The sequence below is a fragment of the Streptomyces sp. NBC_00569 genome, from assembly GCF_036345255.1.
In the GTDB taxonomy this organism is placed as follows: Bacteria; Actinomycetota; Actinomycetes; order Streptomycetales; family Streptomycetaceae; genus Streptomyces.
Window position 1 is genome coordinate 846516 of the sequence record NZ_CP107783.1, and the last position, 14089, is coordinate 860604.

Below are 14089 nucleotides of genomic sequence, written 5' to 3' on the forward strand. Positions count from 1 at the left end.
TCATCAGCTAGTGTTTATGACATAAACGTAAGCGTGAGGAGAGCGTCATGGAGGCAACCGCCGCACCCGCCGGGATCCGGCTCGGCATCGTCAGGGGGATCAGCTACGGCATGTTCGGCAAGCCGGATCCCTTCGTCCCGCAGATCCGGGCACTGGGCGGTTCGCTGGTGCGTGTCTACGTCTACTGGGGACAGGTCGAGCCGGAGCCCGGTCGCTACGACTGGACCGTGGTGGACGCGATCCTCGACCAGTTGGACCCGGGCGACGAGGCATGGGTCACGGTCTGTTCGAGCTCGTCCTGGGCCACCAGGAACCCTTCGGCGTTCCTCCCGTCCTCGCCGGCACGTGACACCGCGCAGTACGCGCGCTTCGTGCGCCACCTGGTGACCCATTGCAGAGGCCGAATCGACTACTGGCAGTGCAACAACGAGCCGAGCAACACGGGCCTCCTCTGGGACGGCACCGCGCCCGAGTACGTCGAGCAGCTGACGGCGTTCACGCGCGCGGTGCGTGACGCCGACCCCGGCGCGCGGATCGTCCTCGGCGGCTGCGGCTACGACGTGCTGTCGAGCCCGCCCGGAAGCGAGGAGCGCGCCTTCTTCGACCACGTGGTGGAGCACGGCCGCGACGCGTTCGACCTCTTCTCCGTGCACCTGTACGGCGACCCGCACGACATCCCGGAACACGTGGAGTCCGTACGCGCGATGATGCGCCGGCACGGCTACGAACGGCCTGTGGTGGCCGGTGAGTACAACGGGCCGACCCTGTTCGAGTTCCCCGAGGCGCAGGCCGTCTTCCAGCGGGAGATGATGGCGGCGTTCACGTCCCCCGCCACCGGTGCTCAGGCGGAGCCGCCGGACCGCAGCACCATGCGGGCGCTGTACGCCCGGGCGGCCGAACTCCCCGACTCTCTGCGGATGTTCCTCGAGGACTGCCCTCCGGAACTCACCGCGCGCAGGGACCGGATCAACTGCCGCCAGGTCGTGACCCGCAACGTTCTCGCCCTGGCCGCCGGCGTGACCCGCACCGTGTGCTGGAACCTCGCGCCCGAGATCCCCGGCTACCGCGACCGGCTGAACATGATGGGATTCCTGTTCGGCAAGCTCGCCCTGCTCGACTACGACGGACCGGAGCTGTCCGTACGCCATCCTTCGGCCGACGCGTTCGCCCGTCTGGCCGGACATCTGGACGGCGCCGACGGCGTGCGCCGGCTCGCGGCCGGGGACCGTCCTCACCTGTACGTCTTCGAGGTGTCTCGGCCCGGGCGCGGCCCGCTGGAGGTCGTGTGGACGGCAGGGGACGTGTTCACCGGCGAGGACGCGCCGCCCACACGGATCGAACGTCCCTGGCCGCATGCGGAGGCTCACGCCGTGGACGCGTTCGGGGTCGCCGTGCCGGTGACGCGTGACGGGTCGCTGGTCCGCTTCCCCGCGTCCGTGACCCCCGTGTTCCTGTCCGCCTGGCCGGCATAGCCGCCCGGCCGCCGCACGGAAGCCGTCGGCTCAGGCATGCGAAGATCGCCCGATGACGACTCAAGGCAGCGGCGGCCCCACCGAGTACGTACGGTTCCAGGCGGTCACGCCGAACGAGCGGGGCCACTTCACGGGCGTGTTCGGTCTGGTCAACCGCCTCGGCCGCGCGGGCAGGCTCAGCGAGGAGCAGGAACTCTTCCGGCGCGAGAACAACGCCTGGTACGACCTCGCGTACCCCGACCCGTCGAACGTGGACCCGACGGTCTACGACCCGGCGGTCAACCCCACGGCCACCGCCTGGTTCAAGCCGACGGCGACGCACCTCATAGAGCGCGTCGACGGCTACCTGGAGATCCTCGCCGCACACGGGGTCGAATGCCGCGTCGTCCGGTCCACCGACCCGGGCCACGTCGTCTACGAGGACGACGTCCAGGTCGTCGTGACCCGGCGCGAACCCCGCCCCGTAGGGTGACCGATCGTGGAAGACGTAATGGATGACCCCGTCCGCCTCGACTGGGATCAGGTCGAGGCGCGCGCGGCACGCGGTGACACCTCGTATCTGCGGGAGTTGGGGGCGCGGCTCGCCGACCGGCACGAGGCCGCCGCCGAGCGGGCACGGGAGTACGGACGCCATCTGGCCCATGTCGTACGCGTACTTGCTCTCACCCGCGGACGTGACAGCCTCACGCAGTTGCTCCGGCTCCTCGACGAGGCGTCGACCGGCCTCCACCCGCGCATCGTCGCTTCGCTCCTCGCCGAGCACCAGGAGCCCGCCGACCTGGCGGCCGTCGTGTTCGAGCGCCCCCGCACGGACCGTCTCGACGAGCTGCGGGGCTGTCTCTTCCACGAGTTGATCCTTCGCGGCGTGGACGTCGACGACTTCCGGCCGCTGCGTACCTGGACGATCGTCCGGCCGGGCTGGTCCGCCCTCGCGTGGCTGCCCGACCGGCTCCGCGCCATGGAGACCGCCGTCGACTTCCCCAGCCGCTCACTGCGCGGCTCCGCCAGAGGCGGCGGATCGGGCCTGCCCACCGAGGGCCGGATGGATCCGCCCACACCGCGCACGACCCTGCGTTCCGCGCTCCCGGACGTCGCCACCACGGCCGTGCACACGAGCATCGTCGCCGCCCCGGAGGCCGGGGACTGGGGTGGCCACGGGGCCTGGGTCTTCCGCCTCGACGAGGCCATCACGCCGGAGCAGGTGCCCGCTCTCCTCCCGACCCTTCCCATGCCCTGCGTCGACGGGCTCGGCCCCACGGCCCGCTTCGAGATCGCGGCCCGCCCGGTGGACGAGATCTGGCGGCTGCTCTTCGCCACGGCGTCGATGGGCGGCATGTACGGCGAGGGCGTACACGGTGCCTACGGACGGCTCTGGGCCTGGCGTTCGCTGGCAGGCCTCAGCGGGACCGCCGAGGGCGCGAGCGCCGAGGACGTCGAGCGCCACGCGAGCCAGAGCACGTGGTTCCACTTCGAGGCCGACGCGGAGTGGTTCCACAACGACGTCTGCGCCGACTACGGCATCGCCGCGCTCTCGCCCGACCGTCGCCGGCTCGCCGTCCTCGCCGCCACGGACACCGACTGACCGAATCAGAAATCCGGTTCGACCCACTGATCCAGGAAGTCGTCGCCGAGGTCCGCTGTGGGTTCCGGCTCCGCGGCGTGCGGGGACAGCTCGGCCCAGATCACCTTGCCGCGCGGCGAATAGCGCGTTCCCCAGCGTTCGGCGTAGTGGGCGACGAGGAACAGTCCTCGTCCGCCCTCGTCGGTGGTGGCGGCCCGGCGCAGATGGGGTGCCGTGCTGCTGCCGTCGGAGACCTCGCAGATGAGGTTGCGGTCGTACAGCAGGCGGACCTTGACGGGCTGGGTGCCGTGGCGGATGGCGTTGGTGATGAGCTCGCTGAGGACGAGCTCGGCGGAGAACCCGATCTCGTCAAGGCCCCACGATTCGAGCTGGCGCAGGCACCCGGAGCGTACGGGTGCGACAGCCGCCGGGTCGGAGGGCACATCCCGTTCGGCGACGCGGCCGGGGTCGAGGAGCCGGGTGCGGGCCACCATCAGGGCGACGTCGTCGTCGGGCCGTTCCGGCATCACCGCGTCGAGGACCTGCGTGCAGGTCTCCTGCGGCGTGCGGTCCGCGCCGTGGGAGAGGACGGCGCGCAGCATCTCGACGCCCGTGTCGAAATCGCGGTGGCGGTCCTCGATCAAACCGTCCGTGTAGAGCACGAGTTGGGACCCTTCGGGCAGAACCAGTTCAAGAGTCTCGATCGGCATGCTGTCGCCGAGCCCGAGGGGCGGCGACACGGGTACGTCGAGGAGGGTGACCATGCCGTCGGGAAGGACCACGGCCGGGCCCGGGTGCCCGGACGAGGCCATTGTCACGTGTCCGGTGACCGCGTCGTAGATCGCGTAGAGGCAGGTCGCCCCGACGATGCGGGCGCCGTCGCCCTCGCTGTCGTCGTCGCGTGCCGCGTCGGCGTCGATGCGGGCGACCTGATCGTCGAGGTGGCTCAGGAGTTCGTCGGGGGTCAGGTCGAGGGACGAGAAGTTGTGGACGGCGGTGCGCAGCTGCCCCATCGTGGCCGCCGCGCGCACACCGTGCCCGACGACGTCACCGACGACGAGGGCGACGCGGGCGCCGGGCAGCGGAATGAGGTCGAACCAGTCGCCCCCGACCCCCGCCTCGGCGGGCAGGTACCGGTGGGCGACCTCGAGCGCGGACTGCTCGGGGAGCTCGCCGGGCAGCAGGCTGCGCTGCAGGGTGACGGCCATGGCGTGTTCGCGGGTGAAGCGGCGGGCGTTGTCGATCGCCACGGCGGCGCGGGCCGCCAGCTCCTCGGCGGTCGACAGGTCCTCCGCCTCGAAGGACCCGGTGCCCTCCACGCGCCAGAAGTTCGCGAGGCCGAGCACGACGCCGCGCGCCTTCAGGGGCACGCTGATCAGTGAACGGATGCCGTGTTCCAGAATGCGCCGGGCCCGTTCGGGGTCCTGCATGCGCCAGGCGCGTGCCGCGCCCAGATCCTCCTCGAGTACCGCGTGGCCGGTGCTCATGGACTTCGCCATCGGCGTCGAGGGGACGAACCGGATCAGTTCGCCCACGGGGTAGAACACGTCCTTGCGCGAGATGCCCGTCACTGCCGTGCGGCGCATTTCGGCGATGTCTCCGCCGGGCTCACCGCCCCGCATGACACCGTCCAGGAGTTCGACGGAGGCGACGTCGGCGAAGCGGGGGACCGCGACCTGGGACAGTTCCTCCGCCGTGCGGACGACATCCAGGGTCGTGCCGATGCGCACGCCCGCGTCGTACAGGAGTTGCAGGCGTTCCCTGGCCGCCTGTGCCCTGCCCGCGAGGGCCCGCAGCTCGGTGGAGTCCCGCAGTGTCACCGCGTTGCCGGCGGGCCCTCCGTACATGGCGGTCGACCGCACGTTCACCGCGAGCAGGCGGTCGCCCGCGCGGTGCACCTCGTCGGTCACGACACGTTCCGTGACGAGGAGTTCGGCCATGTGCGGGGGGAGGCCGAGCTCCGCGACGGCTTGCCCTTCCGCACCCGGGGGCAGTCCGAGGAGCCGTTTCGCCTCGTCGTTGGCGAGCAGCAGGCGGCCGTCCCCGCTGGTGATGAGCACGCCTTCCTTCACGGCGTGCAGGACCGCGTCATGGTGCTCGTACATGCGCGAGAGCTGGGCGGGGTCCAGGCCGTGGGTCTGACGCCGCACCCTCTTGCTCACGAGGACCGAACCGGCCGTCACGACGAGTAGCGCGCCGACGGCGGACCCCACGAGCAGGGGCAGTCTGTCCGACACCCCGGCGTTCACGTTCTCCACGGTGATCCCGACGCTCACGAGACCGACGACGGAGCCGTCGGTGTCGGTGACCGGGACGGTCGTGTTCACGGCTGGGCCGATGGATGTGTTGAAGGTGCTGGTGACCGTATGGCCGGCGAGCGCGGGCTCGAACGAGCCGACCACGCGCTTGCCGATCAGACGCGGGTCGGGGTGGGACCAGCGGATGCCCTCCGGGCTGAACGTCACGACGTAGCCGACACCGGTCGCCTTGCGGGTCGCCTCCGAGCTGGGCTGGAGCACGGCGCCGGGGTCGGCGGACTTCATGGCGGCCAGCGTCCCCGGGGAGTGGGCGAAGGACTCGGCGGTCGCGACCGAGCGCTGACTGGCCTCCCTCATGGCGGAGTCCCTGGCCTGGAGCACGAGTGCCGTGCCGGCCGCGACGACGAGCAGCACGGTCAGTGTCAGCTGCAGCAGAAACACCTGGCCTGCGACGCTGTGCACGCTGACGAGGGAGCGGAGGCTCTGTCCCCAGGAGGGCTGTGGATCCCCGGAAACAGCGCCCCCCTGTCGGGCGGCAGGCCGCCCGAGGGACTGCGTCATATCCCCTTTGTAGCACTGTGCGTAATCGGGGGCGAAGCGCCGGCCGGGGATTCACAGAGGGCAGCAATAGCGAGGAGTTCGCTCACGAGGTGTGACCCGACAGGCGCGTCAGCCTGCCTGGGACCCGTACACGCGCGTGACATTCATCGTCATGAGCACCCTGCGGTCCGCCACCATCACCGACCGGTACTCGTCCCAGTCGGGATGCTCTCCGGACGCGGCGCGGTAATAGTTGACGAGGGCGTCGACCTCAGGGCCGTTCGGGTCATTTCCCGGTCCGACGAGCGTCACCGGGCCCTCGGCCGTGGCCCACGACCAGCCGTCGGCGCTGGTGACCTCCAGCGCGGCGCGCGGGTCGCGCCGCAGATTCGCCGTCTTGGCCCGCCCCTCGGTCATCGAGACGACGAGAACACCGGCCTCCTCGTCGTAGAAGGGCATGACGGGGGAAAGCTGAGGCAGGCCGTCCGACTTGATCGTGGCGAGAACACCGAGTCGGCTCTGGGCGAGGAGCGTGCGCGGGTTGAACGAAGTGTCGGTCATATACAGAACCAAGTCCCGATCCGATGCCTCTATTCCCCTCGGACACACGCTCACCGCGTCGCAGGACCGGCCCCCGCAGCCCCGCAGCGCGTGGATGGGAGACTGGTCTGCCGTTGGGGGCTTCGAGGGGATGGACGGGATCATGCGACGCCGTCAGGTGACGACGCACATCGTGGCACTGGTCATGGCGGTGACCGCGACGGCAGCCGCGACGGGCTGTACCCGCCTCATCGACGACAAGGGCCCGCTTCCGTCACGATCCGCGGAACCGCGCCTGTCGGCGGACACCGCGGTGCGCGAGCTGACGTCCGCGCTGGCGGCGGAGGGCGTCACGCTCGATCGGGCGCCGCAGGATCAGATCGTGATCGAGTGCACCGAGCGGCTGACGGGCCGGGGCGAGTCGGCGAAGGCCGGCGCGGCACTGAAGGCCGGCTTCGCCCGTGCCCGTTCCGACCACGGCTGGAAGAGCGGTCCGGACATGGGCGGCGCGTCACTCACCCTGCGCAAGGGCAACTGGACGGCGGCAGCCGGCCTCCCGCCCACCACGGCGGCGTCCCCCAGGGCTGCGGTCACGATCACTGTCAACCTCGTGTGCGACGGCGCCCGCTCGAAGTCCCGGACAGACGCCTCCCCGACCTCGACAGCGTCCTGAGGGCCGGGCGCGCTCCGGCCTCGGCTACTCGCCCGACCGCCCCGCCTCCGCACGCAGTTTCGCGGCCCGCTCGGTCGGGTCGTAGTCCGGTCCGACGCCCTCGATCAGCAGCAGATCCCCCTCGATGTGGTCGGTCCGCAGCCGCAGAATGTCCTGGTACGCGGGCGAGTTGTACCAGGCACGCGCCTCGGCGAGGCCGGGAAACTCGATCAGCACCATGCTGCCGGGCCAGCTCCCCTCGACCACTTCGGCGGGCGGGCCGTGGATGACAAAGCGGCCCTCGAAGGGGTCGAGCGTGGCCTGGATGCGCTCCAGGTACTCGATGATGTCGGCGTGATGCCGGCGGCTGCGAAGATGCGCGAAACCATAGGCGGGCACGATCGGGCTCCCTCGTTCAGGTCCTCGCGGCGCGGAGACGAGGACCTGAACGTAGCCCGCGGGCGTTCGAGGGGTCGATTACCTCTGAGGTAGTTGCCGGCGGGGCGTCACAGCGTTCGCCGGCCTCCCACCCGTTCCACCCTCAGGAAAGGGCCCCCACGTACGCGAGGGCCTGCTTCAGCAGGACACCGTGCCCGCCCGGCATCTCGTTCTGGACCACCTGTGACGAGGCCTCCTCCGGGGTGAACCAGACCAGGTCGAGCGCGTCCTGCCGGGGCCGGCAGTCTCCCGTCACGGGGACGATGTACGCGAGGGACACGGCGTGCTGGCGCGGGTCGTGGAACGGCGTGACGCCGAGCGTCGGGAAGTACTCGGCGACGGTGAAAGGCTGCAGGGACGCCGGTACGCGGGGCAGGGCGACCGGGCCGAGGTCCTTCTCCAGATGACGCAGCAGCGCGTCGCGGACGCGCTCGTGGTGCAGCACCCGGCCGGAGACGAAGGAGCGGCTGACCGTCCCGTCCCGCCCGATGCGCAACAGCAGTCCGATGTGGGTGACTTCACCATTGTTGTCGACTCGCACCGGTACGGCTTCGACGTACAGGATCGGCATGCGGGCGCGCGCCTGCTCAAGATCGTCGGAGGTGAGCCAGCCGGGCGTGGTTTCGGTCGTATCAGACATTGGGCGATCGTACTTTCACCGTCTGCCGCGTCACGCACGCCGCTCCAGGCAACACCCCGATCGGGCATGGACGGTCCTACGCGAATTCAGGCAAACGGCACCAGACGGAACACCGGGTGCCCTGCCGCCTCTGCGGCGAACTCCTCGTCGGCCGAATCGAGCGTCACATCGAAGTAGGCCCGGGTGACCGGCACTTCCCGCAGGTACTGCCGCAGCACGGCGACACTCTCCTCGGGGTCGAGTTCGACCACGCGCAGGTTCTCGGAGCGGCCGCCGCGGCTCAGGCCGACCTCGCCGGCGACGCGCGCGTTGCGCACCCAGTTGCTCACCCCGTAAGCGGCGACGAGCCAGCGCTCGCCGCCCGCCGACATCACGTCGACCGGGATGGAGTAAGGGCGGCCCGACTTCCTTCCGTTCACGGTCAGGACGAAGCGGTAGCCCTTGCCCATCCCCAGCCGGGTCATGGTCAGGAACACCCGGTTGACCGCGCGCGTCACGGGTCCGACACGGTACGACTTCGCCATGCGCCCCTCCCCTCTTCCGACGTGCCTTGCTCGATCTTGTCCTGCTCGAACGAGTCCTACGCGTGCCTGTCCTGGTGGCCCGCGCACCGGAAGCCTACGTTCTCCTGTAGAACGGCCCCAGTTGACCATTCGAAGGCAGGCAGCCATGTCCACACGTCCACCCCTCCCGCCCTTCACCCGCGAGACCGCGATCGAGAAGGTGCGCCTCGCCGAGGACGGCTGGAACAGCCGCTCCCCGCAGAAGGTCGCCCTGGCCTACAGCGAGGACTCACGCTGGCGCAATCGCGCCGAGTTCATCACCGGCCGGGAAGCGATCGTCGCGTTCCTGTCGCGCAAGTGGAACCGGGAGCTGGACTACCGTCTCGTCAAGGAACTGTGGGCCTTCGAGGGTCATCGCATCGCGGTCCGCTTCGCCTACGAATGGCATGACGACTCCGGCCACTGGTTCCGTTCGTACGGCAACGAGAACTGGGAGTTCGACGACGACGGCCTGATGCGCACGCGCCACGCGAGCATCAACGACCTGCCGATCGAGGAGTCCGAGCGCAAGTACCGCTGGCCGCTCGGCCGCCGCCCCGACGACCACCCTGGCCTCACCGATCTCGGTCTTTGAACCCGCTCCCCGCGACGTGACGGCGTAGCGCCCCGCCGTCACGGGGATGGGACGGCGGGGGCTGCCACGACGAGCGTGACTGTTCAAGTTTCACAGACTCCGGACGTGATCGGAAGCACGCCTCACGAACGGACGGACACGTGCGAGTACGGGGAGATGGTGCTCAACTCCCCATCTCTGTCTCGCTGTTCACGGCGTTCGGCTTATGGCGCCGGTAGTAGCGGGCCACGCGGGCGCGGTTGCCGCAGCGGGCGGCCGAGCACCAGCGGCGGCGGGGGTGGGCCGGCAGGAACAGCAGCACGCAGTCCTCGGCCTCGCACTGCCTGACCTTGCCGATCCCGGGGTCGGTGAGGAGGTCGGCGGCGGATTCCGCCAGAAGGGCGGCGAGGCGAACACCCAGCGGTCCGGTCCGGCGGGGGGCCGCCGTCACGGCGGCGCCGTCCCAGGCCAGTTCACGGAAGGCCGGCGCGAGGCGCTGCGCCTCGGTCAGCGCACGCAAGGCCGACGGGGGCGGCGCGTTTCCTTCGGTCACCGCGCGGAGGATGGCCTCGATGTGGCCACGGACGGCACGGACGGCGGCGAGGTCGTCCGCGCTCGGGGCGGTACGGGTGAGGTCCGCGGGGAGTCGGTCCGCTTCGAGGTCCAGCCAGGCGGCCAGCCGTCGTGGCGTGTCGATCAGGTCGGCGGGGTGGCCGTCAAGCCCCGTGGGCCGGGTGTTGACGAGGTCCAGGGCCAGGGGTTCGCCGGTCAGCGGTTCGCCGTCACTCATGCACCTAATGCTACATCCGGCCATTGACGCGTTAGAAAAGGTGTCGCTATAACTAATGCATCTTCTCGCATCGGAGGCATGTGACATGGAGTCCCGGACCACACCCCGCGTCACCCTTCCCGCCCGAACCGCCCACCGGCGCATCGATGTCGACGGTGTCGAGGTCTTCTACCGCGAATCACTGCCAGAGCGCACCGACGCCCCCGCGCTGCTCCTGCTGCACGGCTTTCCGTCCGCCTCACACCAGTTCAGGCGCCTGATCGACACCCTGGGCGCGCACTACCGCCTCATCGCGCCCGACTACCCCGGCTTCGGTCACACGTCGGCGCCCGACGGGTTCGAGTACAGCTTCGACCGGCTCGCGGCCGTCACCGAAGGCTTCGTCGAACGCCTGGGCCTGACCCGGTTCGCCCTGTACCTCTTCGACTTCGGCGCGCCCGTCGGCTTCCGTCTCGCACTGCGTCACCCGGAGCGGATCACCGGCCTGATCGTGCAGAACGGCAACGCCTACGCCGAAGGCCTGTCGGACGCGGCGCGTGACTTCACCGCGCTCACCCCGGACACTCCCGGGGCCGAGCGGACCATCATGGGCCTGTTCACCGAAGAGGCCACCCGCTCCCAGTACGAGGGCGGCACCTCGGATCCCTCGCTGGTCGCCCCCGAGGGCTGGCTGCTGGACCAGCACTTCCTGGACCTGCCCGGCCGCAAGCAGGCCCAACTCGCCCTGGCCTACGACTACAAGAGCAATGTCGCCGCCTATCCGGCCTGGCAGGAGTGGCTGCGCGAGCACCGGCCGCCGACGCTGATCACCTGGGGCGTCAACGACCCCTTCTTCCCCGAGCCGGGGGCCCGCGCCTACCTCCGCGACGTCCCGGACGCGGAGCTGCATCTCTTCGAGACGGGTCACTTCGCCCTGGAGGACCACCTGCCGCAGATCGCCCCTCTGATCGCGGACTTCCTGGACCGCGCCTGACCTTCCGTGGACGACCTCCGGCCGAAGCGCGTACGGACCCTTCCGGGGATCGGCCAACTCCCCGCTGTCCGGGGTCTGTCTGCCAGTACCCCTCCCCCGCCCGACGCGGCGATGGGCGGCCTCGCGGTACGTGCGAAGTGGACCGCGAGGCCGCCCGGGTGCGCCGTCCGGTCAGGGCGCCCATCGCCGACCGTACGCACAGGACACCCGCCCGGCGCCCTGAGTTACGCCGTCCGGGACCGTCCCGCCACGGGCTGCCGAGCCAGGTCCAGCTCCCCGACCGTCTGATCCCCGCTCGTCTCGCCGGTCGGCCGGAACCCGAGCCCCAGGTAGAACCCTTCCGGGCCCCGCGCACCGGGGTGCCACGTGACCGTGAGACGGGTTCCGCCGCGGCGCCGGATCTCGTCCGCGACGGACTCGACCGCGAAGCGGCCGTACCCCCGCCCCTGTTCATTGGCAGCGATGTTCAGACGCCAGAGTCCGGAACGCACGTCGTTGCCCGTACCGTCCCCGGCGAAGTCGATGTCGAAGAAGGCCATGAGGAAGCCGACGGCCCGCCCGCCGTCCACGATCAGCCGGGGCCAGGCCACCTCGGGATGCACATAGGCCTCGGCGAGGGACTTCACCACGGGGGCGACCAAGTGGTGCTGGTCCGGCCGGACCTCGATGGCTGTCGCGGTCTCGAAGTTGGCCGGGGTGATCGCCTCCAGGCGAAGCTCCGTCGTCATGCCTGCACCCTCTGCGCCGCGGGAGGGAGGATCAAGTGAATTTCGGCGCCAAGGGCCGGGTGGCCGCTGGTCACGCGCTCACCAGGCCTGCGGCGCCCGGTGCGGCGGCTCACCAGGCCAGCATCAGCCAAGCGCGATGCGGCAGTTCCGTCTCGGCCGTGATGCCTTCCTCTCCGTGGAGCACGCTCGCCGGTGCCGGGGTTTTCAGCGGGTCCAGGCGGATCGACGACACCGCGTCGGGCGGTGTGGGGATGTCGACGTGGGGCAGGGCAGGGTCGAAGCTGCCGTTGGCCATGGCGAGTCGTGTCACCCCGTCCTGTTGCGACAGGTGCGGGATCAGGTGCGGTCCGCCGCTGACCAGCGGCAGCGTCGGGCTCGGTCCCTCCAGGAACCGGACGACGGCGTGGATGACGCGCTGCCCGAAGTCGTCGCGGGGCAGGTCGGCGGGGTCGGTGGCGGCGAGTACGGCGACGCGCCCGCCGAGCTCATTGACGTATCCGCAGCTTCCGGCGCCCCACACGTCCTCCCCCGGTGTGAGGACGTGCGTCCACACGACGGCTTCCGGACCCGGGCGCAGGCGGGCCAGCGCGGGCTGCGTGTTGACGCTCAGCAGCGTGCCGACGATGTCGGGGTCGGGGTGGTGGGTGATCTGTTCGAAGCTGAAGGGGTCCGCCGCCTGCGCGTCCTCGCGGTCGACGACCTCGGTGACCTGGACACCGAGGAGATCGCCGAATCCGCGCCGCGTCAGCACATCGGCCGCGACTCCGTCGAGCAGCAGTCCGCCCGTCAGCATCTCCCGGATCTCGCCGTCGTCGAACGCCCAGGCCAGCTTGCCGAAGACAGCCTGCACCGGGGCCTTTGAGGCGGTCACCGGGATGCCGTAGCGCAGCAGGAAGTCGGCTGCCCCGCGCGGGCCGGTGCGCAGCTCGTCCAGAGTGCCGGTCCGGGTGCGGACGTGGGCCGCGGCGTCCTGGCGGTACGGCAGCCCGACCCCGAGTGTCCGGGCCTCCTTGGTGTGGCGTCCCGCGATCCAGTCGAGGGCCGGGCGTGAGCGGCGCAGCAGCTGAGAGGTGCCGCGGAAGCGGTCGGGGCGGCCGGCCTGCATGGGGTGCACGTTGAGGAACAGGGCGTCCGCGCCGGACAGTTGGGCCGTGGTCATCTCGGACCAGGTCTGCACGTCCGACTTCGACCAGGTGGTGTGCGGCCAGTTCTCGATCTCCGGCTCGGACTCTACCCAGGCGGGCCGCAGCGCGCGCTGGGACTCCAGGAGCCACATCTGGCCACTGATCGAACGCGGGGCGCTGTCGCTGTACGGGGCGAAGTGCGGCCGGTGCGTGGCCCGGCCCTGTACGGCCAGGGCCTGGAACAGCGCCGGCCAGTCGCGGCCCTCGACGGAGTGGACGTCGGGCAGAGAGCTCATCAGCCCGAGTCTGGACCGCCCCGACGAAATCTCCTCGACGACCTCGCTCAACCGCTCGGCGATCTCCGTCTGTACGGTGCGCCAGACCTGCTGGAGGAGGGCGCGCCACGGGTGCGGCGGGCCGGGTTCGGTGATCGCCCGCACGACCTCGTCGCGGGTCACGGGGCGGCCGGCGAGATCGGCCAGTCGGTTCAGGACGGGGGCCTCGAAGCCGCCGCCCCAGTCCAGTGGGGCGTGGTTGTGGAAACGGAAGTCGTCCTCGAGCCACAGCACGCGGAAGCCGAGTCCGGCGAAGCGTCCGTAGTGGGCGTACAGCCATTCGCGCCAGTCGGGGCAGGTGAACGAGGCCTGCGCGGCGGCGGTCCTGCCGGTGGGCGAGACCATCGGCAGGAAGCCGTGGGCGTCCTTGCGACCGCGGTCCGCGTGGCCGGTCGTCACCCAGGGGTTGAGGCTGACGTCGAGTCCGGCGTCGCGCAGGACGTCACTGACGGTGGCCGTGGTCTCGTACCAGCGGTCTTCGGCCTCACCGGTGAGATAGCCGTCGAACACCTCCTCGGCGGCGAGCAGGAGAACGACTTCGTCGACCCCGGCCTCCTGGCAGGCCCGGGCCAGGGCGGTGGCGTGCGCGACCGCCTCGGCCGGGTCCTTGCGGGGAGGAAGCTGGAATCGCAGGTGGTAGCGCGCCGGCAACGGACTCTCCTTGTACGAGAGCGGCGCGGCCGGTGGTCCCACCGGCCCGCCGCCCTGTTCACCCGCGCAGCTCCGGGACGTGCCGAGGGGAGGTGTCGCGGGGAACTGACGATCTGAGGACGAAGGAAAGCTATCTGCTTGAAATTGCTCGGTCAATGGAACTTTCGAGCAACTTCAAGCAGGTCACTGAGGCGTGATGGGCCGCGGCCGGATCTGCGGGGTGGCGCGGGGCCCTGGTGCGCGGAGATGCCACGATCCGGCGCGGCACCTC

General features: G+C 70.6%; 14 protein-coding genes. 6 read left to right on the forward strand and 8 right to left on the reverse strand.

Annotated features, from left to right (window positions below):
* Positions 1-47: 47 nt before the first annotated feature.
* Genes OHO83_RS03965 through OHO83_RS03975 form a run of 3 tightly spaced genes read left to right on the forward strand, consistent with a single transcriptional unit; the run spans position 48 to position 3054 of the window.
* Positions 48-1472, forward strand: a complete 1425-nt coding sequence (locus tag OHO83_RS03965; protein WP_330278681.1) for a hypothetical protein — start codon at positions 48-50, stop codon at positions 1470-1472.
* A gap of 52 nt (positions 1473-1524) precedes the next feature.
* The gene (locus OHO83_RS03970) at positions 1525-1944 is read left to right on the forward strand and encodes a hypothetical protein (protein ID WP_330278682.1); all 420 of its coding nucleotides are present in this window, start codon (positions 1525-1527) and stop codon (positions 1942-1944) included.
* A gap of 18 nt (positions 1945-1962) precedes the next feature.
* On the forward strand, positions 1963-3054 hold the full coding sequence (locus tag OHO83_RS03975; protein WP_330278683.1) for a DUF6183 family protein: 1092 nt from the start codon (positions 1963-1965) through the stop codon (positions 3052-3054).
* Between the two features lie 5 nt (positions 3055-3059).
* On the opposite strand, the gene OHO83_RS03980 is transcribed toward OHO83_RS03975, so the two are convergent.
* Positions 3060-5852, reverse strand: coding sequence for a SpoIIE family protein phosphatase (locus OHO83_RS03980; protein ID WP_443066028.1), 2793 nt, complete (start codon positions 5850-5852; stop codon positions 3060-3062).
* Positions 5853-5960: 108 nt separating this feature from the next.
* Positions 5961-6392 carry a PPOX class F420-dependent oxidoreductase gene (locus OHO83_RS03985; RefSeq protein ID WP_330278685.1) on the reverse strand — a complete coding sequence of 144 codons (432 nt, stop codon included), beginning with the start codon at positions 6390-6392 and terminating at the stop codon, positions 5961-5963.
* Between the two features lie 142 nt (positions 6393-6534).
* On the opposite strand from OHO83_RS03985, the gene OHO83_RS03990 reads away from it, so the two are divergent.
* Complete coding sequence (locus OHO83_RS03990) at positions 6535-7044, forward strand: hypothetical protein (RefSeq protein WP_266678835.1); 510 nt, start codon at positions 6535-6537, stop codon at positions 7042-7044.
* 24 nt (positions 7045-7068) lie between these two features.
* Here the strand turns inward: OHO83_RS03990 and OHO83_RS03995 are convergent, their stop codons facing one another.
* From OHO83_RS03995 to OHO83_RS04005, 3 genes are all read right to left on the reverse strand, one after another.
* Entirely contained in the window at positions 7069-7422 is a 354-nt protein-coding gene (locus tag OHO83_RS03995) for a DUF1330 domain-containing protein (RefSeq protein WP_266678833.1), read from the reverse strand.
* A gap of 142 nt (positions 7423-7564) precedes the next feature.
* Positions 7565-8101, reverse strand: a complete 537-nt coding sequence (locus OHO83_RS04000; protein WP_330278686.1) for an NUDIX hydrolase family protein — start codon at positions 8099-8101, stop codon at positions 7565-7567.
* Between the two features lie 86 nt (positions 8102-8187).
* Complete coding sequence (locus tag OHO83_RS04005; RefSeq protein WP_330278687.1) at positions 8188-8598, reverse strand: nitroreductase/quinone reductase family protein; 411 nt, start codon at positions 8596-8598, stop codon at positions 8188-8190.
* 172 nt (positions 8599-8770) lie between these two features.
* On the opposite strand from OHO83_RS04005, the gene OHO83_RS04010 reads away from it, so the two are divergent.
* A complete protein-coding gene (locus OHO83_RS04010; protein ID WP_266678828.1) occupies positions 8771-9238 on the forward strand; it encodes a nuclear transport factor 2 family protein in 468 nt (155 codons plus the stop codon).
* A gap of 163 nt (positions 9239-9401) precedes the next feature.
* Here the strand turns inward: OHO83_RS04010 and OHO83_RS04015 are convergent, their stop codons facing one another.
* Entirely contained in the window at positions 9402-10007 is a 606-nt protein-coding gene (locus tag OHO83_RS04015; RefSeq protein ID WP_330278688.1) for a CGNR zinc finger domain-containing protein, read from the reverse strand.
* Between the two features lie 85 nt (positions 10008-10092).
* On the opposite strand from OHO83_RS04015, the gene OHO83_RS04020 reads away from it, so the two are divergent.
* Complete coding sequence (locus OHO83_RS04020) at positions 10093-10980, forward strand: alpha/beta fold hydrolase (RefSeq protein ID WP_266678824.1); 888 nt, start codon at positions 10093-10095, stop codon at positions 10978-10980.
* Positions 10981-11204: 224 nt separating this feature from the next.
* Here the strand turns inward: OHO83_RS04020 and OHO83_RS04025 are convergent, their stop codons facing one another.
* Both OHO83_RS04025 and OHO83_RS04030 read right to left on the reverse strand, forming a co-directional pair.
* Positions 11205-11708, reverse strand: a complete 504-nt coding sequence (locus tag OHO83_RS04025; protein WP_266678822.1) for a GNAT family N-acetyltransferase — start codon at positions 11706-11708, stop codon at positions 11205-11207.
* A 109-nt stretch (positions 11709-11817) separates the two neighbouring features.
* Positions 11818-13818 (reverse strand): hypothetical protein, encoded by a 2001-nt coding sequence (locus OHO83_RS04030; RefSeq protein WP_330278689.1) that lies wholly within the window; start codon positions 13816-13818, stop codon positions 11818-11820.
* Positions 13819-14089 lie beyond the last annotated feature (271 nt).

Bases quoted from the DNA above. Each gene is read 5' to 3' on its own strand.
- OHO83_RS04015 (WP_330278688.1), bottom strand. From the start codon at position 10,007: ATGAGTGACGGCGAACCGCTGACCGGCGAACCCCTGGCCCTGGACCTC.
- OHO83_RS03990 (WP_266678835.1), top strand. From the start codon at position 6,535: ATGCGACGCCGTCAGGTGACGACGCACATCGTGGCACTGGTCATGGCG.
- OHO83_RS04000 (WP_330278686.1), bottom strand. From the start codon at position 8,101: ATGTCTGATACGACCGAAACCACGCCCGGCTGGCTCACCTCCGACGAT.
- OHO83_RS03965 (WP_330278681.1), top strand. From the start codon at position 48: ATGGAGGCAACCGCCGCACCCGCCGGGATCCGGCTCGGCATCGTCAGG.
- OHO83_RS04020 (WP_266678824.1), top strand. From the start codon at position 10,093: ATGGAGTCCCGGACCACACCCCGCGTCACCCTTCCCGCCCGAACCGCC.
- OHO83_RS03975 (WP_330278683.1), top strand. From the start codon at position 1,963: ATGGATGACCCCGTCCGCCTCGACTGGGATCAGGTCGAGGCGCGCGCG.
- OHO83_RS03970 (WP_330278682.1), top strand. From the start codon at position 1,525: ATGACGACTCAAGGCAGCGGCGGCCCCACCGAGTACGTACGGTTCCAG.
- OHO83_RS03980 (WP_443066028.1), bottom strand. From the start codon at position 5,852: ATGACGCAGTCCCTCGGGCGGCCTGCCGCCCGACAGGGGGGCGCTGTT.
- OHO83_RS04010 (WP_266678828.1), top strand. From the start codon at position 8,771: ATGTCCACACGTCCACCCCTCCCGCCCTTCACCCGCGAGACCGCGATC.
- OHO83_RS04025 (WP_266678822.1), bottom strand. From the start codon at position 11,708: ATGACGACGGAGCTTCGCCTGGAGGCGATCACCCCGGCCAACTTCGAG.
- OHO83_RS03985 (WP_330278685.1), bottom strand. From the start codon at position 6,392: ATGACCGACACTTCGTTCAACCCGCGCACGCTCCTCGCCCAGAGCCGA.